We start from the raw sequence: 23,371 nt of genomic DNA on the forward strand, positions 1-23,371 counted from the left end.
CGCCTCACGCATGCAGGAGATCAAGGGCCGCTACGTCGATATCGACGCCCGCCAAATTTACGGCGCGGTACTGAGCATCAACGCCGCCGGCCGCATCGAGCGTATCCAGCGCGACCCCGAGCGCGACCACCGCGGCTGGTACATCCTTCCCGGCTTCGTCGACGCCCACGTGCACATCGAGTCCAGCATGCTACTACCCGTAGAATTCGCCAAGCTGGCCGCCGTACACGGCACCGTAGCCACCGTCAGCGACCCCCATGAGATCGCCAACGTCATGGGCCTGGAGGGGGTAGCGTACATGCTCGACAACGCCCGCCACACCCCACTTTCCATCAATTTCGGCGCCCCCTCCTGCGTACCGGCCACCGGGGCGGAGACCGCAGGTGCCACGCTAGATAGCAAAAGCGTAGCCACCCTCCTCGCCCGCCCGGACATCCACTACCTCAGCGAGGTCATGAACTACCCCGGCGTACTCCAGCGGGACCCCGAGGTCATGGCCAAGATTGCCGCCGCCCACGCCGCCGGTAAGGTCGTAGACGGTCACGCACCCGGTCTGCGCGGAGAAGAAGCTCAAGCTTACGCCGCTGCCGGCATCACCACCGACCACGAGTGCACCACCGCCGCCGAGGCCCGCGATAAGCTAGCCGCCGGCATGAAGATCCTGATCCGCGAGGGCAGCGCCGCTCGCAACTACGCCGCCCTGGAGGAGCTCATCGACGAGTTCCCCGACCGCCTCATGTTCTGCACCGACGACTGCCACCCCGACGATCTGCTGGCCGGCCACATCAACCGCCTAGTGATCCGGGCCGTACGGGGCGGGCACGACCTATACAATGTGCTACGCATCGCCTGCCGCAACCCCGTCGACCACTACGGCCTCGATATCGGTCGGTTGCGGGTGGGTGACCGGGCCGACTTCATCCAGGTCGACGACCTGCGCCACTTCGGCATCATGGCCACCTACGTTAATGGGCAAAAAATTGCCGAGGCGGGCGCCAACCTCCTCCCCGACTACCGCCCCGAGCCCATCAATCACTTCCACTGTAGCCCGAAGACCCCGGAAGACTTCCGCGCCGCCCCCGGCCCCGCGGGCGGCAAGATCCGCGTCATCGAGGTCACGGACGGCGAGCTCACCACCGGTGCCCTGACCCTCACCCCCGTACTCGACGCCGAGGGCCGCCCCGTCCCCGCCCCCGAGCGTGACCTCCTCAAGATCGTAGTGGTAAACCGCTACATGAATGCCCCGCCGGCCGTGGGCTTCGTCACCGGCATGAAGTTGCAGCGTGGGGCCATCGCCAGCAGCGTGGCCCACGACAGCCACAACATCGTCGCCCTAGGGGTGAGCGACGAGGACATCTGCCGCATGGTCAACGCCGTCATCGCAGAGCGCGGCGGTATTGCCGCCGGTCGCCACGAGTACCTGGAAGTACTGCCGCTGCCGGTGGCCGGTATCATGAGTCTGGATACGGGGCCGCGGGTGGCGGCGCGCTATGCCGAGCTGAGCGGTTTCGTACGACGCAAGCTGCGTTGTGGGCTGGAGGCGCCGTTCATGACGCTATCGTTTTTGGCCCTCTTAGTGATTCCGAAGCTCAAGCTCAGTGACCTAGGCGTTTTCGATGGCGAGGCGTTCCGTTTGGTCGATCTCTGGGTAGAGGAGTAGACCTGCGCTTTGCGCAGGGTAGACCCCTCGCTGGCGCGTTCGGGGGTAGACCCTTCGGGTTAGACTCGTCTCGCAGGCATGACATGCGGCAGCTCTACCCGCTTTAGCGGTCTATACCCGAACGCGTAAGCGAGGGTTCTACCTCCGCAAAGCGGAGTCTACCAAAACGCCCCTTCGCTGCAAGAGCGAAGAGGCGTTGAAAGTGGGCAGTGAGGGGCTCGAACCCCCGACCCCCTCGGTGTAAACGAGGTGCTCTGAACCAACTGAGCTAACCGCCCTTTTCGGTAAGGGACCGCAAATATACGGCCGGTCCCCACAACCGTGCAAGCGAGTCACGAACTTTTACGGATTCTTGCGACTTACCCCGCACCTGCTCCCGATAGCTATCGGGACGGTCGAATGCACTACCTTTGCGGTCTGAACTGCTAGCCATGAAAGCCCTTCCCTATCTTTTCTTCCTACTCCTGCTCGCCGCCTGCGGCAACGCCGACCAGGACGCCGCCGAGACCGCCCAGGAACAGGCCACCGTAGCCGCCCAGGAAGCTGCCTACAAAGCCATGATGGACGGCCACGACCGCGTCATGCCCATGATAGGCCGCATCACCCAGGCCCAGCGCACCATCACCGAGCAGCTCAGTGCCGGTGGGGTGAGTGACGACTACCGCGAGCTGCTACTGGCCGCCAACGAGCAACTCGAGGACGCCAACGACGGCATGATGAACTGGATGAACCGCGTCCGCCCCCTCGATGAGCTGCGCGAGGAGAACGAGGCCGACGAGGTGATGGACTACATCAAAGAGCAGACCCGGTCGATCGCCGACGTGGAGGCCGATATAAACTCCAGCCTGGCCAACGCCAACGAGATCATCCAGGGCGATAGCCACGTGCACGACGGCACGGAAGACCACGAGCACTAGGCCGTGGCCGACCGCATCCGCTCCCGCTTCGACCTAACCGGCAAGGTTGCCATCGTCACCGGCTCCTCTAAGGGGATTGGGGAGGCAATGGCGCGTGGCCTGGCGGAGTTCGGGGCAAGCGTAGTGATCAGCTCCCGCGATCAAGCGTCTGTGGACCAGGTAGCCGAGCAGTACCGCGCCGACGGTCTCAAAGCCACCGCTATTGCCTGCCACGTCGGTGATGCCGCGGACCGCAAGCACCTCATCGAGCAGACCGTCGCTCACTACGGCCGCCTCGATATACTGATCAACAACGCGGCTACCAATCCCTACTTCGGTCCCGTCGAGGGCCTCACCGCCGCCGCCTACCAGAAGACCCTGGACGTCAACCTCACCGCCGCCCTGGAGCTCTCCAACCTAGCCCTACCACACTTGCGCACTTCTGGTGCCGGCTGCGTCCTGCACATCAGCTCCGTGGAGGGTCTGCACGCAAGTGCCAACTTTGCGGCCTACAACGTCTCCAAGGCCGGCCTCATCATGCTCGGCAAGAGCCAGGCCGTGGAGTGGGCCCGCGACAACGTGCGCGTCAACGTCATCTGCCCCGGCCTGGTCAAAACTAAGCTTAGCCGAGCCCTCTGGGAAGACGAGTCCACGGAGCAACACATGAAAAAACTGATCCCACTGCGCCGCATGGCCACGCCCGACGAGGTAGCCGGCGTAGCCGTCTGGCTGGCGAGCCCGGCGGCGAGCTACGTGACGGGGAGTACGGTGGTGGTGGATGGGGGGATGGTGGGGTAGACCGGCCTTTGGCCGGGTAGAACCCTCGCTGGCGCGTTCGGGTATAGACCGCGTTGCGGATAGACCCTTCGGGTTAGACTCGTCTCGCAGGCACAACATGCGGCAGCTCTACCCGCTTTAGCGGTCTACCCTCGAACGCGCCAGCGAGAGGTCTACCCCAGCAAAGCTGGGTCTACACATCCATCACCTTCCGCCGCAGCACAAAATTCTTCCCCAGATACACCTTACGCACCATCTCATCCGCCGCCAGCTCCTCGGCCGTGCCGGCCTTGAGGATATCACCCTCGAACATGAGGTAGGCCCGGTCTGTGATGCTGAGGGTTTCCTGCACGTTGTGGTCCGTGATGAGGATGCCGATGTTCTTGGTCTTGAGCTTGGCCACGATGTACTGAATATCCTCCACGGCGATGGGGTCGATACCGGCAAAGGGCTCGTCGAGGAGGATAAAGCTCGGATCGGTGGCCAGGGCGCGGGCGATCTCGGTGCGCCGCCGCTCACCTCCGCTGAGGGTGTCACCGTGGCTCTTGCGCACCTTATGGAGACTGAACTCATCGAGTAGGCTTTCGAGCTTATCGGCGCGCTCCCGCTTATTGAGGTCGGTCATTTCCAGGACGGCGTAGATGTTGTCCTCGACGCTAAGCTTGCGGAAGACGGAGGGCTCCTGCGGTAGGTAGCCGATACCCCGTTGCGCCCGCTTGTACATGGGCAGGTCGGTAATGTCGTCGTCGTTGAGGAAGACACGGCCTGCGTTGGGCTTGATGAAGCCGACGGTCATGTAGAAGGTTGTGGTCTTGCCGGCACCGTTCGGACCGAGTAGACCCACGATGTCGCCGCGGTCTACGTGGATGCTCACGCCCTTGACCACCGTGCGGCTGCCGTACTTCTTGACCAGGTTTTCACTCTTTAGGCGCATGCGGGAAGTTGGGTACTACTGTAGATCAATCTGTAGGTCGCGACTTTTGTTGTCCCGCACGACACCGAGCTGCAATCGATCGCCGGGGCGGGCGCGACCGATGATCTCGGTCAGTTCGGGTAGGTCGCGGATGGGGCGGCCGTCTACGGTGATGATGAGGTCGTTGACTTCCAATCCACCTAGATCAGCAGCGGCGCCCGGGAAGACGGCATCCACCAGTACACCCTCGCTACGGTCCCGTAGGCCCAGCCGCTCGATATCGCTTTCGGTAAGGGTGGAGATCTCCACCCCCAGCAGCGCCCGGCGGAAGCTACCATACTCGATGATGTCATCGACGATGCGCTGCACTAGGTTGATTGGGATGGCGAAGCTATAGCCCTGGAAGCGACCCGTTTTGGAAGCAATGGCCGTGTTGATGCCGAGCAACCGCCCCTCGGCGTCGACCAACGGGCCACCGCTGTTGCCGGGGTTAACGGCCGCGTCCGTTTGGAGGAAACTCTCGATCGCGTCCGGGTCGCGCAGGATGCTCAGGCTGCGCCCCTTTGCACTCACGATACCGGCGGTCACGGTACTGGTCAGCCCCAGGGGACTGCCCACCGCGAGCACCCACTGCCCGGGTTCGGCCTCGTCGGAGTTAGCAACCTCTAAGTAAGGCAGCCCTTCCGCTTCGACCTTCAGCACAGCCAGGTCGCTCTTCGGCTCCGTGCCGACGATCTTGGCGGTGAAGCGCTGCCGGTCGGCGGTAGTGACCACCACCCGATCGGCCGCCTGCACTACGTGGTAGTTGGTGATGATGTAGCCGTCGGCGGAATAGATGACTCCGGAACCCTCCCCACCCGTCGTACCACTATTCTCCTCACGGCCGAACAGTGCCTTCACCGTAGCCCGGTCGCGGCCCAATACCCGGGCATCTACGTGCACCACAGCGGGGGTGGCGCGGCGGGCGGCGGGGCGCAGGTCAAGGGTAGCGGCAGGCAGCGGCGGCAGGGGGGCCGTAGCAGGTAGCGGATCATTCACCCAGTACAACGCTTCGTTGGCCCCCGCTCCGGTCAGCGTGTAGGGTGCTACTTCCGACCGGCTGTCCACCCACAGCACCACCGCCGCGGCCACGAGGCCACCCAGTACAGCGGAGAGCAAATGGGAGCGAAACTTCATTGTTAGCAAGCGGGTAGCGGACTGATGCGGAGCGATTACCGCCCCAGAGTGAACAGGAGATACGCACAAAATGGTTAATGCTTCCCGGACTTTCGGGCAATTCGCTATTTTCACCAGCGTTAGCACCTACGCCTTGACCCTTTACCACACCCGTATTTTGACCGCCCAGCAACTCACCGACCTGCTCCAACCCGAGACGCCCCTGGAAGCCCGCTTCCTCGAGGATGCAGAGTTTCGCCGTGGGCTGGTCTGGGGACTTCCCCGCTACGGTCACCCCGAGGGCACCATCTGGCGCCACATCCTGGAGGTCGGTCGCAACATTGACGCTCTGCCCGTCGACGCTACCACCCGCCGCAAGCTGCGCACCGTCTGCTGGGTCCACGATACCTTCAAGCACCTGGAGCACCGCGGCAGCCCCCGTGATTGGTCCAAGCATCACTCGATCTACGCCCGGCAGTTCCTGGCCCGCTTCGTCGACGACCCCCTGCTACTCAATGTGGTCGAGCTACACGATGAGGCCTACTACTGCTGGCGACTGGCCCACCTCTACGGCAAACTCGGCGAGTGCGAGCGACGTATCGAGCGGCTGCGCAAGCGCGTCGGGTCGTACTGGCAGCTGTACTACCTTTTCTTCAAGTGCGATACCTGCACGGGGGATAAAAATCCCACCCCCCTACTCTGGTTCGAGCAGCATATGCGGGACATTGAGGTGGTCGAGTTCGCGCGGGGTAAGGCTACTATTTAGTCGTCCACCACCATCGTGCTACCGCAGGCCAGGAAGTCAAAGGCCGCCAGGGCCCGGTTGCCGTTGTTGAAGTCGAAGAAGCTGGCATTCTCGTAGCTAGAGCCCCGCCCGTAGGCATCGCACATCGCACTCGTGATCCTGGGAGTAGGTCCGCTTCAGGTTAGCAACCCCCGCGGATACGTACGGTAGGGGCCTCTCCGGGATTGCCGCTGCCATTAGTGATCTGTACCCCGGCCGGTAACCGTAGTTTGGGCGGTAAGGAAAAGACAGGCCGCGCTGGCTAGTATAGTGAGTGCACTACGCAGGGGGGTAAGACTTACGTTCATAGGTGCTTGCTGGGTTGATCGAACTATCGTTTGGACTACGGGGCCCAAAAAGTGCGCGAATATCGGTGTTTAAAGTACAGCAACCCCTATCGAGTTGTGAAAAATTCTCCCACATATGCCTGCACCTTACCAAACAACCTGCACCCGCGGCCCCGCCCCGGTTGGGACCTCACTCCCGCTCCATGCCCCTCAACCGCCGCTTACTCCCCAATCCAGCGATCGTCTCCCGCAGCCCCGCCGCCGACTCCACCTCCAGCAGGCTACCCAAATTGAGGCAAAAGGCTACCGCCCAGGTGCAAAACACCAGCCCGAAGAGGAAGTAGTAACTGAAGGTCTGCAGCATCACGTTGCGGGCATCGATGGTGCGCTCGTCGGTGTACACCACCCAGTCGAGGAAAGTAAATAGGTAGCTGCCGACCACCGTATCCAGCAGGTACATCAGGGGAAAGGCCACTAGAATGATGACGCCGAACAGCGCATAAGTACCCGGCACATTGGTGGATACCAGCCGGAAGGTCTGCTTCGCCGATACCCCACTGACATAGCCTCCCACCGCTAGCGTCATCAGAAAGGGAAAGAACAGAAACACGAGTAGCGCCACCGCCGTACCCCCAAAGGCCAGACACAGCGCCAGTAGCCCACTCACCGCCAGTAGCCGCAACTCCCGCCGCCAGGAAAAAGCAGACCGCACCAGATCCGTACGTGCGTAAACCAGGCTCAGTGCCAGCCGGAACAAGGCATAAAAGCCCAGCGCCACCAGCACACTAAACGAAAGCGCCCGCCCCCGCCCAAAGGAGCTCGTAAGCTCGAAGATGTTCTCGAAGTCGCCCAGGAAATAGGCCACGAACTGGTAGCGGTACTCGGCCGGCCCCCCGAAGGCGAAGGAGAGAACACAGTAGGCCAGCGCGATCAGGGCCGTACCCCCCAGCAACCGCCCCAGCCCGCTGCGTAGCACCCCGAAGGTGTGGGTGAGCTGCTCGCCGACCGAGCGGATGTCGCCGAAGCGGTAGGGGCCGGTCTGGCTAGCTACTGGCTCCCGGTCATCGCTAACTGAGCTTTCCTTGCGGCTCACCACGGCCCGGGGGTAGATCACGTAGTACCACACAATGAACACGAAGCAGAGCAGAATGAGCGCAAAGCGCACCCCATCCGGCAGCTCCGTATGCCGCGTCACGTACCCCTCTAGAAAGCCCGCTACCACAAAAAGGGGTACCGTACCGAGCATGATCTTGAGCCCCGCCCGCGCCGAGCGGCCGAAGGACTGCACCCGCGTAAGTGTACCGGGAAAGAGCAGGCCCGCCCCCATCGTCAGCCCCGCCCCGCCGGCAATGACGATGCTGCTGATCTCTAGCGCTCCGTGAATCCAGATCGTCAGCAGGCTCTCCCGAAACAGCCCCTCGCCGGAGCCTAGGTAGATCAGACTGGCAAAGACCCGCTCCAGCCCGTCGCCCCCGGCGGTCAGTACCCAGCTCAGACCCCGCAGCAGCCAGCCGGTGGCGGGGCTCACCTCCAGGGCGTTGTAGTCCCCCTGGGCAAGGAAGAAGTACTGAAACACCCCCAGCATCACCCCGGTACGCACCAAAAACACCACCGTACCCACGCAGAAGAAGGCCCCGGCAATGAAGGTGAGAAAGGCAACCTGTAGGTTATTGAGGGTGATGTGCACCGACATGCCGAGCTCGTCCATCGACTTGTACACCGCCATGGGGTCGTCGCCCGCGATGTTGGCCTCGGTCAGGCGCACGTAGTCGGCCCCCAGGATCGTCTCGGCGAATACCGGATCGATGCGGTAGCTCAGTACTCCGATCAGCATGGAAAGCACGAAGATCACCAGGGCGATAAAGAGCGGCCGTCGGCTGGCGTGCACCACCCGCGGCAGCTCGTCGGTCCAGAAGGTGAAGAACTTACCCAGCTCGCCACGCCGCCCCCGGTACACCTGTAGAAAGGTGCGCTGCGCCAGCCCGTTGAGGTACACCCGCACCGAGCGGTTGGGGTAGAAGGTGCGTGAGATCGACAGGTCGTCGGTCGTATCGACGTAGAGGCGGTTCAGCAGATCGGGGTCCTGATCGCTGCGCTCCAGGCTCTGCTCGTAGCGAGCCCACTTGTCCTTATTGCGTTCGATGAAGTCGGTCTCCCGCACTAATTCTGTCCGCTGAGCCGCAGGGCCTCCTGCACGTCGATGCGCTGCCCATCGTTCATGGCTACCACGAAGGCGCCGGTCACGCCCATTTTCTGTAGCCGGTCGCGCAAGTTCGCGGCGTTCTGGTAGGTGCGAAAGCGACTCACGACCACCTTCTGCATACCGTTCTGGTCGGTCAGGTCCAGAGCATCGCCGGTGGCCATATCGCCCTGCACCTTATTCTGCTCCTGGGCATATGCCCCGAGCTGCACCTGAAAGATCACGCCCTGCACCTGAGCGGCCGGCTCGTCGGTAATCATCTCCTGAGCGGGCTGCTGGTTGGCTTCCAGACTAGCCACCTGGTCGCGTAGGCTCTGGATTTCCTGGTAGGCCTGCTGGGCGCTTTCCTCGGCCGTCGCCAGTTGGTTTTGCACCTCGCCCTGCTGGCTCTCATAGCTGCTGAGTTGCTGGCGCAGGGTGGTCATCTCGTTCTGGCTGCGCTCGCAGTCCTCCACGAAGTCACGCAGTGCGGCGGGGTTTTCACGGTACTCGGCGGCGCGGGCGCTGTAGTCGGTGCCATCTTCACCCACCACGGGGGCTACTTTGGGGGAGCAGGCGGTGAGGAGTAGGAGGAGGGGGAGGAAGCGCATGAGAGACAAGAGGTTAAGGAGTAAGGGGGTTAAGGGGTTAAGGCCGTCATCGGAGGTATGACAGGGGCTGCGTCATTTGGGGTACGCGTAATTAGGGGGAGGGGCCCCTAATTTAAGCTAGATGTAAGCCGGGTGCGAAGTTAAACGAGAAATACAAAATACACGCCACACCCCCTTAACCCCTTAACTCCTTAACTCCTTCACTCCTTAACCCCTTCTTTATTTAGACTACGTACAGATAGTGAAACCCAACGTATCTTTGTCCCGTTATCTCCTCAACCAACTACTTCCGCCATGCCCTTTCCCCGCGCTGCTGCTGCTTCCCTGTTCAAGGCCGGTCAGTCCGGGACCATCGAGCGCTTCACGAATGAGGGGTTGGAGGGGAAGCTACTAGATATTGGGGTACGGCCGGGCTCGCGGCTGCGGGTGGTACGGCGGTCGCCTTTTGGGGGAAGCTGGTACGTAAAAATCGATCGACAGTGCCTGGCGTTGCGCAAGAAAGAGCTGGCATGCATCATGGTCAAGTAACGGCCACGCCCGTCGTTGGCCTGGTTGGAAACCCCAATAGCGGGAAATCCTCCCTGTTTAATCTACTGACCGGTCTGCGGCAGCGCATCGGCAACTTCCCCGGCGTCACGGTGGAGAAAAAAGCCGGCATGCTCACCCTGCCCGGACTGCCCACCGTGGAGTTGATCGACTTTCCCGGGGCCTACAGCTGCTATCCGACGAGCCTCGACGAGCGGCTGGTGGTGCAGGAACTAACGAACCCCGAAGGCGATCTTTTCCCGGATGCGATCATCTACGTTGCCGACATCACGAAGCTAGACAAGCACCTGCTGCTGTTCACCCAACTGCGTGACCTGGACCTACCGATGATCCTGGTGCTCAATATGGCCGACCTGATGGATGACGATGGGCTCACAGTCGACCTAGCCAAGCTGAGTCATGAGCTGGGCGTACCGGTGCTGGCAGTAAGCAGCCGGGAAAACCGGGGTATCGGAGAGCTAAAGGACACCATCGCCGAACTGCTGCGCTCACCGGAGGACTTTCGTCCCGAGCACCCCTTTTACGAGCCCGGGGCCAGTGCCCGTGACGTACTCTCCGAACTGCGCCGCGAGCTACCCGCCCGCAACGACTACCACGCCCTATTGCTGACCCACCACGCCCCCTGGCTCAAGCACATCCCCGATCAGCTGCGACACAAGGTGCAGAACGCCCGGGTTAGCCACGGCTTCCACAGCCTGCGGGCCCAGGTGGAGGAGACCATGGACCGCTACAACACCTTCGAGCCCATCGTAAAGCAGACGGTACGCCACGCCGGGGATAGCGACTCCCTCAGCGACCGTATCGATACGGTGGTGACGCATCCGGTCTTCGGCCCCATTCTGTTCATCACCCTGATGTTGCTGCTTTTTCAGGCGCTGTTCGCCTGGGCGAGCGTTCCGATGGACCTGATCGAGCTGACCTTCGGCACCCTGGGGGAGGCCATCCGGGATAATCTGACCGCAGGCTGGTTTACGGACCTGCTGGTCGACGGCATCGTGGCCGGGCTCGGGGGTGTACTGGTATTCGTGCCGCAGATTGCCATTCTCTTCTTCTTTATTGCTATTCTCGAAGAAGTAGGCTACCTGGCGCGGGCGGCCTATATGTTCGATAGCCTGATGCAACGGTTCGGGCTCAACGGGCGCTCGGTGGTAGCCCTGATCAGCGGACACGCCTGCGCCATCCCGGCCATCATGAGCACCCGTACCATTGCCAACTGGAAGGAACGTTTATTGACAATTTTGGTGACGCCATTGACCTCCTGCTCGGCGCGCATCCCCGTGTACGTGATTCTGATCTCCTTTGCCGTGCCACAGGTAGCGTACTTCAACGGCCTGATCGGGCTACAGGGACTGGCCTTTGCGGGGCTGTACTTTCTGGGTATTCTGGGAGCCATGCTCTCGGCGCTGGTCTTCAAGTGGGTACTGAGATCGCCCGACCGCAGCTTTCTCATGCTGGAGCTGCCCGCCTACCGCACCCCCGTATGGCGCAACGTAGGAACCACCGTGTACCAGAAGTCGAAGACCTTCGTCGTGGAGGCGGGTAAGATCATCCTCATCATCAGCATCATTCTGTGGGCTGCCTCAACCTACGGCCCCCGTGAGAGTATGGCCGCGGCGGAAGTACAGGCGCAGGAGCAGGCCATAGCCCGGCAGCTATCCGACGAAGAGACTGCCGACGTACTCGCCTCGGAGCGGCTTGAGGCAAGTTATGCCGGTCACCTCGGCAAATTCATCGAGCCGGTGATCGCACCCCTGGGCTATGACTGGAAGATTGGTATTGCCCTACTCACCAGCTTCGCCGCCCGGGAGGTCTTCGTAGGCACGATGGCCACGATCTATAGCGTGGGGAGTACGGACGATGAGTTTCGTATCCGCGAGCGGCTGGCCGAGGAGCGTAATCCCACGACCGGCGAGCCGGTCTACAACCGAGCTACGGCCTGGAGTCTACTCATCTTTTACGTATTTGCGATGATGTGTATGTCGACCCTTGCAGTAACCAAGCGGGAGACGAATAGCTGGAAATGGCCCCTGGTGCAGTTCGTATTCATGACGGCGATCGCCTACGGCGGCGCTGTGCTGGTGTATCAACTGCTGAGCTAATGATGTACTTCGAGGCACGTACCTTTGCCGGACTGATCTACCCCCCGTTTGCGGTACTTGCTCCCCCTCTGCTGGATACTTATACTGTCGGTGCGGCTCCTGGGGCAGGAGGACGCTGCCGCGCAGAACCCCTTCGAGCTTACTGAGCGGCTACCGGCTGAGGTGCGGGCTGCCCGGGCACTTACCGAGGGGACGGGCAATCCCTTCGATATCTACCCCGGCGCGCCGCAGGCCGTGCGGGGTCCGGTCGTGATCGAGCCCGCGGCCGGTGGATCGGCGGGCGGCTCAGCGGAGGTCATCTTCATTCACCTCCTGCTGCTGCTTACCCTGGCTAGTTTATGGGTGCTCTTCCGTAACCTGCTGTTACAGTGTCTATCGGCCACCTTTAACGACAATGTCATGACGCAGCTCTACCGGCGGCGGTCGGGGGGGCAGCTAGGGGCACTGTGGCTCTGCTACCTCTTCTTCCTACTTTCGGCGGGGTTTTTTCTGTACCTTCTGACTGCCTTTTTCGAGCTTGATCTCGGACTGGGACTGTGGGGGAGTTGGCTGACCTTTACGCTGGTCGTGGCCTCGGCCGTCGGTATCAAGTTCTTCGTGCTGGGGGTGCTGGGTCGCGTCTATCCCCTGCGTAAGGAACTGAGTCAGTATGCCTTCGCGCTGATGGTGTTCTCTATCCTCACGGGGCTACTGCTGGTACCGGTCAACCTGCTGGTGAGCTACGCGCCGCAACCCCTGCGGCCCTACTTTCTGTACGGGGGGTTAGGGCTCCTCGTGCTGGTTTATCTACTGCATTTACTGCGGGGGCTATTCATTGCCAACCGCTACGTGGGGCGGCGACCCCTGCATTTTTTGTTATATATTTGCACCATTGAGATTGCCCCGCTTCTGTTAGTCTACCGCTATTTGAGTAGCACCCTGGCCTGAGTGCACGCCCTTTTTGAACTCACCAGTACACAAACATTCTTGCCCATGGCGGCCGAAAGTCAACCCCTCCAGGATACGTACAAGCCCGTCCGTACCATCTTGGTCTCCCAGCCCGAACCCGAGCGCAGCCCCTTCGCCAAGCTCGAAGAAAAGTACGGCCTACAGATCGACTGGCGCCCCTTTATCGAGGTCAAGGGACTGACCGAAAAGGAATTTCGTAAGGAACGGGTGCGGCCGGATGAGTATTCGGCCATCATCTTCACTTCTAAGTTGGCCATTGAGCACTTCTTTCGTCTCTGTAAGGCTCTGCGCATCGAGATGAGCCAGGAGACGAAGTACTACTGCATGACGGAGGCCATCGCCCACTACCTGCAGAAGTTCATCGTATACCGCAAGCGCAAGGTCTTTTTCGGCCAGCGCACCATTCAGGACCTCGGGCCCACGCTGAAAAAGCACCGTAGTAAGGAGAAGTTTCTACTGCCTACCGGCAACCTCGGCTCCGAGTTCGTCTCCCAGTACCTGGAGGAAAACAACTTCGACTGGACGCCCGCCCTGATGTACCGCACCGTCTCGGCCGACCTAAGTGATCTGGAGGACGTTTTCTACGACGTTATCATCTTCTACAGCCCCCTGGGAATTGATTCCCTCTACGAGAACTTCCCCGAGTTCAAACAAAAGGACACCCGCCTGGCCGTTGCCGGTCGCAAAACCACGGCTGCCGTCGAAAAACACGGCCTCACCGTACACATTGCGCCCAATCCCCCCCAAGTACCCAGTATGGGCATGGCCCTAGAGCACTACCTCAAAAAGAGTAACCCGAAGTAGATGACCCCCGCCGATGACGGAGGGCAGGCCTACTTAGAACGCATCCGTGCGCGCCTCCGGGCGGGGGAACTGCCTGGCTACGCCGCTCAGGAGATAATGGGGCACGAGCTACGGCAGGAATACTCCGCCGCGCCCCCCACTGCCCGGGCCGCCTCGGTCCTTGCACTCATCTACCCCATCCGAGACGTTTATCATCTGCTCTTCATTCAGCGTACCAGCCCGCCCGGCGACCGGCACGGGGGGCAGATTTCCTTTCCGGGAGGCTCGGCCGATCCGGGCGACGAGAGTGCGGCGGCCACGGCGCTACGGGAGGCGGAGGAGGAAATTGGCATTGACCCCGGTCGGGTAGACTTGCTCGGTGAGCTCACACCGTTGTACATTCCGGTCAGCAACTTCCTGGTCAATCCCTTCGTGGGTTACCTACCGGAGCGGCCCGCCTTCACCCTGCAGGTCAGTGAGGTGGCACGGGTACTGGAGCTGCCCCTGGCCGGTTTCTTCGGCGAGGGCGTGGTGGCACGGCGGGATAAAAAGCTTTACAACGGACTGCTGCTCAGGGACGTCCCCCACTGGCTAGTAAGTGGCGAGGCCATCTGGGGCGCAACGGCAATGATGGTGGGGGAACTAGTCGCTATTGGAAAACCGTTGGACGCTTCTGAAGCGTCCAACGGTTAGATCAAGCAAAGCCTCGAAAAAAGTCGGCTAGGATCGCCAGGTCGGATTCCACCTCGGCACGTAGCTTATCCCCCTCGGTCGGCTCCCGCTCCAGGGTACCGGCGGCCTGCATCTCATCGCGCACCTCGCGCAGTACAGCGAAGAAGGCCTGGGGGTCTTCCTCCAGTAGGGTACGGATGGTGGATTTAAGTTCGGCGCGGGTGACGGGGCGGGGGGTCATACTTGGGGGGTGATGTTTTGGGCGAACCACTGCTGGCAGGCGGCTAAGGGGACGGTACCAGAGGCTACTTCTAGGGTGAAGTTTATTAAGTGATCGTCCCTAGATTCACCACTAGCCGGAATTAGTTTTTCCTCAACTTTGATCGGTTGTAGGTCAGCCTTAAAGTTCGACCCATTTAACCGCAGAAACAACTTGGCAGCTTCCAGACCAGTACGTTTGTTGCCGTCCTGGAAGATGTGATTGCTGACTACATTAAATAGATAGAGTGCAGCTTTGTCCGCTAACGTTGGATAGAGGGGTTCCCCAAACATCTCTGCCTGTACGGTTTCAACGAGGTACTCGAGGGCCTCACCGTGTAATAAGTTTTCGGGCGGCACGTAATTGCCCCCGTGGACTTTCAGGGTAGATTGGTTGATGAAGATAATGTCTTCACGCTGTAGATAGTCTAACATCACGCTAAGGCTCGAAATACTTTATCTAATTCTTTAAAGTCTTCCATCACGATCTTCCGGATGCGTTCGCGACGGGCTTCCGGAGCATCTTCCAGTACTTCCTTCACCACGCCCTTAAAGATGCCCGGATCTTCGGTGAGCATTTCACGGATTGCATCTTTAATCTCTTCCCTACTAACGAGTGGCTTAGTCATGACAACTGCTTTATTTGCCAAACCAACGCCGGCCGCTTTCCTAAAGTTCCCCGCACCCGCGGCCCCGCCCCGTTAGGCTTAGCGCAGTCAGAGACTGCATTGTACTGCCGCTGCCGGAGGTAGCATTCTACTTAGCTAAAACGTGATATCGTCCCGCGAGACGTACCCCTCCGAATGCCGCGGAATGTGGTGCGTAGCCCGAAAGTAAAAGCCCGCCACGACCCCGAAAACGAAGCCGCCGATGTGCGCCCACCAGGCAATGCCCGTGCCCGCCGAATCCTGTAGACTGGCAAAACCGGCCGTAGACTGCTGATAGAACCAGAAGCCGAGAAACAAAATCGCCGGAATGTTGACCCTAAAAAAGAAGAAGTAGCCCCGCACCCGCGACTTGGGAAAGAGCACCAGGTAGGCCCCCATCACCGCCGAGAGCGCCCCGCTGGCCCCGACCGCCGGGATCGGACTGCCGGCATTGAAGTAGATGTGCACCAGCCCCGCCACAATACCCCCCAGGAGATAGAAAACAACGAATTTGACGTTGCCAATGGTGGCCTCGATGTTGTCGGCGAATATCCAAAGGTAGAGCATGTTACCCAGTAGGTGCAGCCAGCCGCCATGGAGGAACATGCTGGTCAGTAGCGTCACGTAGCCCTCGCCGGCCTCGATGCGCGCCGGGATCGTCCCCCAGTTGTACACGAACTGTTCGCCCGCCTCCGGCCCCAGGCTGGCCTGGTACACGAATACGAGCACGTTGAGGGCGATGAGGCCGTAGGAGAAGTGGGGGCGGTGACCGCCGCGGACCTGATCGTCGCCGGTGGGAAAAAACATGCTCCTTTAACCTCGCACTCGGCGGAAGGTTCCTAGACTACTTGGCGGCGTCGTAGGTCATTTTGACCAGGCGCAGGCGGTTGCGGTACTCACTGGGCAGTACCAGCTCGTTGCTGGCGACTTGGATGCCATCGCGAAAGCGCAAGCGGAGCTCTAGGTCGCGGGTATTGAAGAGGCTGTTGCGGTCGAACTCGCCGCGGCCGTTGAGGACGTACTCACTCACGGTGTTCTCAAAGCGGATCTCGTCGTTGAAGAGGAAACGGAGCTTGGAGGGGCTTTCGAGCAGAAAGAAGCTGGAGTAGACGCCGCCGTCATCCTGGCTGTACTGCTTCTTGTGCATGATGTTGCTCCAGTGGGGGCTGCCGTCTGGGTTGACCGCGAAGACCACGATCTCGTCGTAGTGGTAGTCGACCAGGGGCCGGCCGCTATAGGTATTAAGCAGTTGGTTTTGGATGGCTCCGCCGCGGCGCTGTAGCTGCCGGTCACGCTCGGTGATCATGATCATACCGCCGTCGCGCCGCAGCATGGCATCGCGCACGGTAAGGTCGTTGATGCCGGGATTGCGCTTACTGTACTTCTTACCCTCCACGTTCTTCACCAGGTTGACGGGAAAGCGTTGGAAGCTCGGCCGCTGCGTGCTGGCCCCCGGGTCGATGGTGACGAAGAAGTAGCCCTCGGCCCGCACAAAGTCCTTAGTGGAGTAAAGGCCGCCGGCCGTGAGGTGCCGGTTTAGGTTGTCATACTTAAAGAATACATCATAGGTGAGACTGTCCCCCAGGTTGACGTCGATCATGCCGGTCTGTCCGCCGTTGGCCGCATGGGTGTACACCTCGTAGCGGTGCTCCTTGCGCCGACTCTTGAAATTATCGCGCTCGACCACGAAGTACATATCGCCGGCATTGCTGATCTCAGCCTGCAGGAAATCTTCTCCGTAGAAGAATTTATCCGGTGAGAGTTCGCTGTCGTAGAGCAACTGCATGCTGTCGAGGTCCACGGCCAGGTAACGAGCCTTGCTCTGCTGCTCGACCATCAGCAGCAGCAGCTTGGTCTCGTCTTCGGAGCGGTACACCTCGTCTTCGGGAGTGGTAGCAAAGAGCCCGAAATCGACCAGCGTCACACTATCCTGCAGGTTGCCGGCCGGGTTATAATGATCGAGCTGGAGGTGGTTGCGCCCCCCGTCGCGGTAGAGGTACAGGAGGTGGAAGCCGGTGCCGTCCTGCTGGGCCACGGCGTCGAGCATACGGATGTTGCGGCCGCGCAGTTCCAGGTCCTTTTCCCAGGTTTGGTTCATGCTGCGGCCGTAAGCGGTCAGCAGGTGCTTGTTCTCGCGGTCCTGTAGGAGTAGGACCTGTCCGCCGAGCTTCCCGATCAGGCTATACTCGGTATCATTTCGCATAGTGAGCTCGTCACTCACGGTCAGCACTTGGGCGCGGACGCAGGTGCAGGCTAGCAGGAGAAGGGCGATGAATACGTGGCGCATGGGGGTGGCGGGTTGCGGGGGTCGTCAGCCGAGTTCTTTTGGCTGCGCCTGCGGCGCTGGCAAAAGCTTGTCTGCCGACTTACCCTTTGTTCCTAACGCTTAAGGTACGGGCTGGGTCGTGGACGTGGGGGTTGATTTTGGCGGGGGGGTTGCGGAAGGCGTTGCATCCAATTGCGGAAGGCCCTACGTCCGGCTGCCGCCGCACTGCAGACCTACCTAGGTTAGGGCTCCCCTTCCAGGGAAGCACCGGCCACCCCCTGTCCCTGTAAGGGGCCTCGCTGCTGCGCCGCCGCCATCACCGCCGCCCGTCCACCTCCCCTGCACCCGCGGCCCCGCCCCCCTGCAACACCTCCACCACCTCCACCGCCGCCTCATCCTCCAGGCCCAGGCCGAAGGAGCGCGACTTACCGCGGTAGCTGAACTGCACCTTACCCGGCCCCAGACCCCAAACCGACCACTTGCTGTTAGCACTAAAAAAATCTGTCTTGACCGGGCGAAAGCGGATGTTTTTGACCTCCTCCCAGGGGTAAGTCTGGGTAGGGCCGATGCCGAAAATGGTGCGCTGCAACGACAGCTCCGTAGCGGAAAGGGTAACAATCTCGCGGCCAAAGTAGCCCCAGAGCAGCACCCCGAGTACGAAGAGGCCCCCGGCCATCCAGAGCAAGAACCAGAACAGCAGGAAGCCATCGAGTACCGCGTAGCCATCGCTACCGAAGCCGATGTTGCCCAGCGCGCTCATGGCCCCCCGCAGGCCGAAATACCAGGCCACGAGCCAGAGCAGGCCGCCGATAAGTAGGTAGCGGTGCTTAGGGGTGGGAAGCTCGAGGCGGGTGACGCCGGGGGAAAGGGTGGTGTGCAGCATGCCGTAACTTTCGTGCTCATCAAACACCCCCGGGGGGTGAAGTGCGCGGTGCAGCGGAGAAATCAAGCGAAAAGACTAGGTACGACCCTCCTGCTACTGCTAGCCCTGCTCCCGCTGGCGGGCCAGGACTTCGCCTGGTGGAACGCCGTGCACGACTGGGACGGCACCACGCCCTGGCCTAACTACATCACCCTCACGCCGGCCTTCCTGGGGCCGAATGCCCTACCGGTGCCGGAGGTGCGCAACGGACTGCTCCACTCAATCCCTACGCTGCAACTGGCGGGCGAAGTACACTTTAGCCGGGGAGACGATACTCAAAATGCCTGGCTGGATCTCAATCTGCCGCTGTTTTCCGACCGCGCGAGTGTCTCCCTACAGTACGTGCCGCTGGAGTACTACCGCATGGACGTAGCGACCCGCGACCTGCGCGCCGCCCGCGACTTCGATGGCAAGGGTACGGCCTTGGGCGATGTCTACCTGGGCACCCACATCCAACTGCTGCGCGACCACGCCCGCTGGCCCGACGTGCTGCTGACCTTCACCCTGCGCACCGCCTCCGGCAACCGCCTCTCGGCGGCGCGCTTTACGGATACGCCGGGCTACTACTTTGACCTGTCGGTAGGTAAGTCGTATGCTGTGACAAAAAAAGTGAGCCTACGCCCCCACCTTATGCTGGGCTTCTACGCCTGGCAGACCTACCGCAACGATTACTTTCAGAACGACGCGCTGCTTTACGGAGTAGGGGTGGATCTGGAACTCGGTAAGATGACCGTGGCTACCGCCCTAGGCGGCTACAGCGGCTACATCGGGCAGGGCGACCGGCCGGTGGTGTACCGCCTGGGGGTGGAAACGCGACGGGGCGCGCGGGTGGAGTACCTGGGCCGGGTAGAGTGGGGGTTACGGGACTTTCCGTACCGGTCGCTGCGGGTGGGGGTGGGGCTGCGGTTGTGGGACTAACCCATTCCGACCCACCACCCCCGCATACCACCGCGCCGAGTCCTTCACCGTCCGCTCCAGGCTGTCAAAATCCACGTGAACCATCCCGAAACGCTTGTCGTAGCCGCTGGCCCACTCGAAGTTGTCCATGAGCGACCAGACGAAGTAGCCCCGCACGTCCGCCCCCCGCTCGATGGCCTCGTGCACGGCACCGAGGTAACCCTCCAGGAAGGCGGTACGGCGTGGATCGGCACACCTGCCGTCCACCACCACGTCGGGGGTAGCGCAGCCGTTTTCGGTGACGTAGATCGGTGGGTTGCCGTACCGCTCGCTGATCCACAGCAGTAGCTCGCGCAGCCCCCAGGGCACCACCGGCCATTGCATGTCGGTGAGCTCCCAGTCGGGATCGGCCGTGAGCGCCACCCGCTGATCGGCAAACACGCCGGCGTTGGCGTACACGTAGTTCTCCACCTTCTGCCCCTCTGGCACGTTGGCGGCGTACATCGTGTTGTAGTGGTTTAGCCCAAAGAAGTCGGAGCTGCCGGTGATCAGCTCTCGCTCCTCCGCCGTAAACTCGGGCAGCCGGTCCCCCACCCACTCGCGCATTACGGCCGGATAATCTCCCTTGTAGATCGGATCGGTAAACCAAGCGAGAAAGAACTCCAGCGATCGCTGAGCGGCGGCGCGGTCCTCCGGGGTGTCGGTTTTGGGGTGGCGCCAGTCGCAGTTATTGGTCATGCCGACCAGGCCACCCTGCTCGGTCTTGAACTCCTCCCGGTACACTTTTGCCGCCTTCGCGTGAGCTAAAATCAGGTGGTGTGCTACTTGGTAGGGCTCGCTATCCGAGGTCCGCCCCGGCGCGAACACCCCGTCGTGAAAGCCCAGCATGGCGATCACCCAGCTCTCGTTGAGCGTGATCCAGTGCTTCACCCGGTCGCCGAAGTGCTCGAAACAAATACGCGCGTAAGCGGCAAAGTAGTCGATCGTCTTCCGCCCCAGCCAGCCGTCGTGCTCCAGTTGCAGGGCCGCCGGCATATCCCAGTGGTGCAGTGTCACCCAGGGCGTGATACCGTGGGCGAGTAGCTCGTCGATCAGCTCACTGTAGAAGTCGATCCCCGCCTGGTTCACCTCCCCCATCCCGTCGGGCTGGATGCGCGTCCACAGAATGCTGAAGCGGTAGGCCTTCAGCCCCAGCTCCGCCATCAACTTAATATCGTTCCGGAAGCGGTGATAGTGATCGCAGGCTACGTCTCCGTTCTCGCCGCGGGCCGTCTTGCCGGGCGTATGGGCGAAGACGTCCCAGATGTGCAGCCCCTTACCGCCTTCTTGCCAGGCCCCCTCGATCTGATAGGCGGAGGTGGCGGTGCCCCAGGTGAAGTTGGGGGGGAAGGTGCGTGACATGGCGTAGTGATTTTTGGGGCGGCAAGATAAGCTACCTTTAAACCCCTATGTGCCTTACCCTATTCCTCCTACTAGCATCGCTCTTCAGCCATGCCCAGTCGACCGTTACCCTCACCGGCCAGGTCCTGGATGAGTCCGGCACGGGCGTGGAATACGCCACCCTCAGCGTCCTGGATGCAACAGATTCCACCCTTCTTTCGGGCGGGGTCGCAGGTGCGGAGGGCAGGTGGGAGGTGGCCGGGGTGCGGGTGGGCCGGCGTGTCCTTCTTTCGGCCAGTTTTGTGGGCTACGCTACCGTTTACCTGCCGGCCTTCACGGTGGACCGTCGCCCTTCACCACTAACTCTGCACCTGCGCACCGCCGCCCAGGTGCTGGAAGAAGTGAAAGTGAGGGGCAAAAAACTGACCGATCTGCACCGGGTGGATAGACAAGTTTTTGACGCTCAGCAGTTTGAAAACGCGCGGGGTGGGACGGCTACCGATGTGCTGCGCAACCTGCCGGCCGTATCCGTCGCCGCCGACGGCAACATATCGGTGCGGGGCAGCAACGGCTTCCAGCTGGTGATCGACGGTAAACCCACCCAGGGCGACCCTCTGAGCCTGCTGGCCCAGCTGCCGGCCAACGCGATCGAATCGGTGGAATTCATCACTTCGCCCTCGGCTAAGTACGACCCCGACGGCAAGGGCGGTATCCTCAACATCCGTACCCGCCGCGGCAGCCTGAATGGCTGGACACTCACCGCCAACGGCAGCCTGGGCCTACCCAGCGTGCGCAACTACAACAACGCCGACCACCCCCGCCGCGACGGGGCCGACGTGACGGTGGGCTACCGCGACGCTGACTGGGACTATACCCTGAGCCTCAGCTACCTACGCGACGACCTAGCCGGCCGCCGGGAGGGCTACGTGAATACCTACCGCGACGGAATCCTGACCGAGCTTCCCTCCGACGGCGAGCGCAGCTTCGACCGCGAGAACTATTTGGCACGGCTGGCGGTGACCCGTAGGCTATCGGACCGGCAGCAGCTCAGTGCGGGGGTCTACGCCGGTAAGCGCACCCAGTTTCGCACCGCCGACATCCTGTACACTAACCAGCGGCGGACGCGTATCGCCCCGTCCGACTTCCTGGGGACCCAGGCTTACTACGACCGTTACCTGGCTACCGGTAATGTGCTTTCCGGAGGGGGCGAGGTGGTCAGCAACGCCACCTTCTTCAACGAGAATTTACGGGTGCGGCGGGGCGATTTCTACATTGCCTCCCTGGACTACACTCTCTCCTTCCCCGATGCCAGTACCCTGACCCTGAGCGGGTTGTACGAACGTACCGTACTGGGTGGGCCGACCGACAACCGCATCCTCTCCTGGCCCGGCCTGCGCGATACCCTACAGCTACAGCGCAATGACAACGATAATCCGCTCGACGGCCTACGTCTACAAGCTGACTACGCCCGCCAGCTCGGCTCCCTAACCTGGGAAAGTGGCTACCAATACCGCTACCTGAAGCACCCGGGGGACTTTTCCTACCTGGATAAGGACATGGCGACCGGGCGCTTCGTGGTCAATCCGGAGTTCACCAACGGTATCCTGCTACGGCGCGACATTCACTCGGTGTACAGTCAGGTGAGCGGTACGCGGGATAAGCTGGAGTACAGCGGCGGCCTGCGCCTGGAGTACTTCGACCGCGGCGTGACGCTGAACCAACCGGATACCACTTACCGGCTCGATCGCTTCAATCTGTTCCCGTCCGTCAACCTGCGGTATACCCTGAGTGAGGGTCTGGCCCTCAAAGCGGGCTACAGCCGGCGCATCGAGCGCACCACCACCTTCAAAATGACGCCCTTCCCCGAGCGGGAGCACAACGAAACCCTGGAGCAGGGCGATGCTGAACTGCTACCGGAGCTGATCGACGCGGTGGAGCTGGGCATAGCCGGCAACTGGGGGGATAACTCCGCCTTCGCCACTATCTACTACCGGCAGGTGAACAACGTGATCAACCGGGTCAATACGGTGTATAACGACACCATTCTCAACCGCATCTACACCAACGCCGGGGACGCACGGGCGGTGGGGCTGGAGCTAGGTACGACGCTGTATCCTACGGCCACCTGGCAGCTGACCCTGGGCGGCAACGTATATAACTACCGCATAAAGGGCCGGCTCTTCGACGCGCCCGTGGACCGCTCCACCACAGTGTACGCCATCAGCGCCCGTACGGACGTGTCCTTCACCCGCACCTTCAGCGGACAGCTCGGCATCGACTACCTCTCGGAGCGGGTCACGGCGCAGGGGGAGGACAGTGAGTTCTTCAGTCCCTACTTATCGCTGAAGAAGGAGTTCCCGAAGCGGCGGGTGTCGGTGCTGTTTCAGTGGCAAAATATCGGTCTGGGGCTATGGAACGCCAACGCCCAGCGCATCACGACGCGGACGGCCGAGTTCTTCACCACGACCAACTACGTGTACGAGACGGATGTGCTCCGGCTAGCGGTCAGCTACCGCTTCACCCGCGGGCGGCGGGAGGGGAAGCTGCTGGATAGTGAGTTTGGCGGGCGGGAGTTCTAGTACAATGCTGCCTCCGGCAGCGGCAGTACAAAGCTGCCTCCGGCAGCGCTGTGGCAGGCAGTCTACGACTGCGCTGGCAAGTTCTATCTACCCCGCTCCCTCCGTATCTTCC

Annotated in this window: 23 protein-coding genes and 1 tRNA gene; 11 read left to right on the forward strand and 13 right to left on the reverse strand. The window is 61.4% G+C overall.

What is annotated here, in order from left to right:
- Positions 1 to 10 precede the first annotated feature (10 nt).
- Positions 11 to 1,660 (forward strand): adenine deaminase, encoded by a 1,650-nt coding sequence (ade, locus tag ACOOHD_RS14270; RefSeq protein WP_420458554.1) that lies wholly within the window; start codon positions 11 to 13, stop codon positions 1,658 to 1,660.
- A 203-nt stretch (positions 1,661 to 1,863) separates the two neighbouring features.
- On the opposite strand, the gene ACOOHD_RS14275 is transcribed toward ade, so the two are convergent.
- Positions 1,864 to 1,938 (reverse strand) — tRNA-Val (locus tag ACOOHD_RS14275).
- Positions 1,939 to 2,091: 153 nt separating this feature from the next.
- Between ACOOHD_RS14275 and ACOOHD_RS14280 the strand changes: the two genes are divergently transcribed.
- Both ACOOHD_RS14280 and ACOOHD_RS14285 read left to right on the forward strand, forming a co-directional pair.
- Entirely contained in the window at positions 2,092 to 2,577 is a 486-nt protein-coding gene (locus tag ACOOHD_RS14280) for a hypothetical protein (protein WP_420458555.1), read from the forward strand.
- A 3-nt stretch (positions 2,578 to 2,580) separates the two neighbouring features.
- Positions 2,581 to 3,354 (forward strand): SDR family NAD(P)-dependent oxidoreductase, encoded by a 774-nt coding sequence (locus tag ACOOHD_RS14285; RefSeq protein WP_420458556.1) that lies wholly within the window; start codon positions 2,581 to 2,583, stop codon positions 3,352 to 3,354.
- Positions 3,355 to 3,526: 172 nt separating this feature from the next.
- Here ACOOHD_RS14285 and lptB read toward each other — a convergent pair whose 3' ends face one another.
- Complete coding sequence (lptB, locus tag ACOOHD_RS14290) at positions 3,527 to 4,267, reverse strand: LPS export ABC transporter ATP-binding protein (RefSeq protein ID WP_420458557.1); 741 nt, start codon at positions 4,265 to 4,267, stop codon at positions 3,527 to 3,529.
- Positions 4,268 to 4,282: 15 nt separating this feature from the next.
- Complete coding sequence (locus tag ACOOHD_RS14295; RefSeq protein ID WP_420458558.1) at positions 4,283 to 5,422, reverse strand: S1C family serine protease; 1,140 nt, start codon at positions 5,420 to 5,422, stop codon at positions 4,283 to 4,285.
- A 133-nt stretch (positions 5,423 to 5,555) separates the two neighbouring features.
- On the opposite strand from ACOOHD_RS14295, the gene ACOOHD_RS14300 reads away from it, so the two are divergent.
- A complete protein-coding gene (locus ACOOHD_RS14300; RefSeq protein WP_420458559.1) occupies positions 5,556 to 6,167 on the forward strand; it encodes a hypothetical protein in 612 nt (203 codons plus the stop codon).
- On the opposite strand, the gene ACOOHD_RS14305 is transcribed toward ACOOHD_RS14300, so the two are convergent.
- The 3 genes from ACOOHD_RS14305 to ACOOHD_RS14315 all read right to left on the reverse strand — a co-directional run bounded on the left by ACOOHD_RS14305 (position 6,164) and on the right by ACOOHD_RS14315 (position 9,262).
- A complete protein-coding gene (locus tag ACOOHD_RS14305; protein ID WP_420458560.1) occupies positions 6,164 to 6,292 on the reverse strand; it encodes a hypothetical protein in 129 nt (42 codons plus the stop codon). The two genes, ACOOHD_RS14300 and ACOOHD_RS14305, sit on opposite strands and share 4 nt — an antisense overlap.
- A gap of 370 nt (positions 6,293 to 6,662) precedes the next feature.
- Positions 6,663 to 8,633, reverse strand: a complete 1,971-nt coding sequence (locus ACOOHD_RS14310) for a stage II sporulation protein M (protein ID WP_420458561.1) — start codon at positions 8,631 to 8,633, stop codon at positions 6,663 to 6,665.
- Entirely contained in the window at positions 8,633 to 9,262 is a 630-nt protein-coding gene (locus tag ACOOHD_RS14315) for a hypothetical protein (protein WP_420458562.1), read from the reverse strand. Before ACOOHD_RS14315 ends, ACOOHD_RS14310 begins: the two co-directional genes overlap by 1 nt.
- Positions 9,263 to 9,556: 294 nt before the next feature.
- On the opposite strand from ACOOHD_RS14315, the gene ACOOHD_RS14320 reads away from it, so the two are divergent.
- From ACOOHD_RS14320 to ACOOHD_RS14340, 5 genes are read left to right on the forward strand one after another with little or no spacing between them, the layout of a single operon-like run.
- Positions 9,557 to 9,790: a FeoA family protein gene (locus ACOOHD_RS14320; RefSeq protein ID WP_420458563.1), complete on the forward strand. Its 234-nt coding sequence runs from the start codon at positions 9,557 to 9,559 to the stop codon at positions 9,788 to 9,790.
- Complete coding sequence (gene feoB / locus ACOOHD_RS14325) at positions 9,772 to 11,907, forward strand: ferrous iron transport protein B (RefSeq protein ID WP_420458564.1); 2,136 nt, start codon at positions 9,772 to 9,774, stop codon at positions 11,905 to 11,907. Before ACOOHD_RS14320 ends, feoB begins: the two co-directional genes overlap by 19 nt.
- Before the next feature lie 48 nt (positions 11,908 to 11,955).
- Positions 11,956 to 12,834, forward strand: a complete 879-nt coding sequence (locus ACOOHD_RS14330) for a DUF4271 domain-containing protein (RefSeq protein ID WP_420458565.1) — start codon at positions 11,956 to 11,958, stop codon at positions 12,832 to 12,834.
- 45 nt (positions 12,835 to 12,879) lie between these two features.
- The gene (locus ACOOHD_RS14335) at positions 12,880 to 13,659 is read left to right on the forward strand and encodes a uroporphyrinogen-III synthase (protein WP_420458566.1); all 780 of its coding nucleotides are present in this window, start codon (positions 12,880 to 12,882) and stop codon (positions 13,657 to 13,659) included.
- Positions 13,660 to 14,331 carry an NUDIX hydrolase gene (locus ACOOHD_RS14340; RefSeq protein ID WP_420458567.1) on the forward strand — a complete coding sequence of 224 codons (672 nt, stop codon included), beginning with the start codon at positions 13,660 to 13,662 and terminating at the stop codon, positions 14,329 to 14,331.
- Position 14,332: 1 nt separating this feature from the next.
- Here the strand turns inward: ACOOHD_RS14340 and ACOOHD_RS14345 are convergent, their stop codons facing one another.
- The 6 genes from ACOOHD_RS14345 to ACOOHD_RS14370 all read right to left on the reverse strand — a co-directional run bounded on the left by ACOOHD_RS14345 (position 14,333) and on the right by ACOOHD_RS14370 (position 18,364).
- Positions 14,333 to 14,551: a hypothetical protein gene (locus tag ACOOHD_RS14345; RefSeq protein ID WP_420458568.1), complete on the reverse strand. Its 219-nt coding sequence runs from the start codon at positions 14,549 to 14,551 to the stop codon at positions 14,333 to 14,335.
- Complete coding sequence (locus tag ACOOHD_RS14350) at positions 14,548 to 15,003, reverse strand: type II toxin-antitoxin system death-on-curing family toxin (protein WP_420458569.1); 456 nt, start codon at positions 15,001 to 15,003, stop codon at positions 14,548 to 14,550. The genes ACOOHD_RS14345 and ACOOHD_RS14350 overlap by 4 nt, the downstream gene beginning before the upstream one ends.
- A complete protein-coding gene (locus ACOOHD_RS14355) occupies positions 15,003 to 15,197 on the reverse strand; it encodes a hypothetical protein (RefSeq protein WP_420458570.1) in 195 nt (64 codons plus the stop codon). Before ACOOHD_RS14355 ends, ACOOHD_RS14350 begins: the two co-directional genes overlap by 1 nt.
- A gap of 135 nt (positions 15,198 to 15,332) precedes the next feature.
- Positions 15,333 to 16,022, reverse strand: coding sequence for a rhomboid family intramembrane serine protease (locus ACOOHD_RS14360; RefSeq protein ID WP_420458571.1), 690 nt, complete (start codon positions 16,020 to 16,022; stop codon positions 15,333 to 15,335).
- A gap of 37 nt (positions 16,023 to 16,059) precedes the next feature.
- Positions 16,060 to 17,502, reverse strand: a complete 1,443-nt coding sequence (locus tag ACOOHD_RS14365; RefSeq protein ID WP_420458572.1) for a hypothetical protein — start codon at positions 17,500 to 17,502, stop codon at positions 16,060 to 16,062.
- A gap of 295 nt (positions 17,503 to 17,797) precedes the next feature.
- Positions 17,798 to 18,364, reverse strand: coding sequence for a hypothetical protein (locus ACOOHD_RS14370; protein WP_420458573.1), 567 nt, complete (start codon positions 18,362 to 18,364; stop codon positions 17,798 to 17,800).
- A 12-nt stretch (positions 18,365 to 18,376) separates the two neighbouring features.
- Here ACOOHD_RS14370 and ACOOHD_RS14375 point away from each other — a divergent pair, with 12 nt between their 5' ends.
- Positions 18,377 to 19,321: a hypothetical protein gene (locus tag ACOOHD_RS14375; RefSeq protein ID WP_420458574.1), complete on the forward strand. Its 945-nt coding sequence runs from the start codon at positions 18,377 to 18,379 to the stop codon at positions 19,319 to 19,321.
- On the opposite strand, the gene ACOOHD_RS14380 is transcribed toward ACOOHD_RS14375, so the two are convergent.
- Positions 19,262 to 20,701, reverse strand: coding sequence for a GH1 family beta-glucosidase (locus tag ACOOHD_RS14380; RefSeq protein ID WP_420458575.1), 1,440 nt, complete (start codon positions 20,699 to 20,701; stop codon positions 19,262 to 19,264). The genes ACOOHD_RS14375 and ACOOHD_RS14380 overlap by 60 nt on opposite strands.
- A gap of 47 nt (positions 20,702 to 20,748) precedes the next feature.
- Between ACOOHD_RS14380 and ACOOHD_RS14385 the strand changes: the two genes are divergently transcribed.
- Complete coding sequence (locus tag ACOOHD_RS14385) at positions 20,749 to 23,259, forward strand: TonB-dependent receptor domain-containing protein (protein WP_420458576.1); 2,511 nt, start codon at positions 20,749 to 20,751, stop codon at positions 23,257 to 23,259.
- Positions 23,260 to 23,371 lie beyond the last annotated feature (112 nt).

Source organism: Neolewinella sp. (assembly GCF_965214665.1).
GTDB lineage: Bacteria > Bacteroidota > Bacteroidia > Chitinophagales > Saprospiraceae > Neolewinella.

What these genes read in the sequence shown, in the direction of transcription:
- ade (WP_420458554.1), top strand. Translation starts at nt 11, where the DNA reads ATGCAGGAGATCAAGGGCCGCTACGTCGATATCGACGCCCGCCAAATT.
- ACOOHD_RS14280 (WP_420458555.1), top strand. Translation starts at nt 2,092, where the DNA reads ATGAAAGCCCTTCCCTATCTTTTCTTCCTACTCCTGCTCGCCGCCTGC.
- lptB (WP_420458557.1), bottom strand. Translation starts at nt 4,267, where the DNA reads ATGCGCCTAAAGAGTGAAAACCTGGTCAAGAAGTACGGCAGCCGCACG.
- ACOOHD_RS14295 (WP_420458558.1), bottom strand. Translation starts at nt 5,422, where the DNA reads ATGAAGTTTCGCTCCCATTTGCTCTCCGCTGTACTGGGTGGCCTCGTG.
- ACOOHD_RS14305 (WP_420458560.1), bottom strand. Translation starts at nt 6,292, where the DNA reads ATGTGCGATGCCTACGGGCGGGGCTCTAGCTACGAGAATGCCAGCTTC.
- ACOOHD_RS14315 (WP_420458562.1), bottom strand. Translation starts at nt 9,262, where the DNA reads ATGCGCTTCCTCCCCCTCCTCCTACTCCTCACCGCCTGCTCCCCCAAA.
- ACOOHD_RS14320 (WP_420458563.1), top strand. Translation starts at nt 9,557, where the DNA reads ATGCCCTTTCCCCGCGCTGCTGCTGCTTCCCTGTTCAAGGCCGGTCAG.
- feoB (WP_420458564.1), top strand. Translation starts at nt 9,772, where the DNA reads ATGCATCATGGTCAAGTAACGGCCACGCCCGTCGTTGGCCTGGTTGGA.
- ACOOHD_RS14335 (WP_420458566.1), top strand. Translation starts at nt 12,880, where the DNA reads ATGGCGGCCGAAAGTCAACCCCTCCAGGATACGTACAAGCCCGTCCGT.
- ACOOHD_RS14340 (WP_420458567.1), top strand. Translation starts at nt 13,660, where the DNA reads ATGACCCCCGCCGATGACGGAGGGCAGGCCTACTTAGAACGCATCCGT.
- ACOOHD_RS14345 (WP_420458568.1), bottom strand. Translation starts at nt 14,551, where the DNA reads ATGACCCCCCGCCCCGTCACCCGCGCCGAACTTAAATCCACCATCCGT.
- ACOOHD_RS14350 (WP_420458569.1), bottom strand. Translation starts at nt 15,003, where the DNA reads ATGTTAGACTATCTACAGCGTGAAGACATTATCTTCATCAACCAATCT.
- ACOOHD_RS14355 (WP_420458570.1), bottom strand. Translation starts at nt 15,197, where the DNA reads ATGACTAAGCCACTCGTTAGTAGGGAAGAGATTAAAGATGCAATCCGT.
- ACOOHD_RS14360 (WP_420458571.1), bottom strand. Translation starts at nt 16,022, where the DNA reads ATGTTTTTTCCCACCGGCGACGATCAGGTCCGCGGCGGTCACCGCCCC.
- ACOOHD_RS14365 (WP_420458572.1), bottom strand. Translation starts at nt 17,502, where the DNA reads ATGCGCCACGTATTCATCGCCCTTCTCCTGCTAGCCTGCACCTGCGTC.
- ACOOHD_RS14370 (WP_420458573.1), bottom strand. Translation starts at nt 18,364, where the DNA reads ATGCTGCACACCACCCTTTCCCCCGGCGTCACCCGCCTCGAGCTTCCC.
- ACOOHD_RS14380 (WP_420458575.1), bottom strand. Translation starts at nt 20,701, where the DNA reads ATGTCACGCACCTTCCCCCCCAACTTCACCTGGGGCACCGCCACCTCC.
- ACOOHD_RS14385 (WP_420458576.1), top strand. Translation starts at nt 20,749, where the DNA reads ATGTGCCTTACCCTATTCCTCCTACTAGCATCGCTCTTCAGCCATGCC.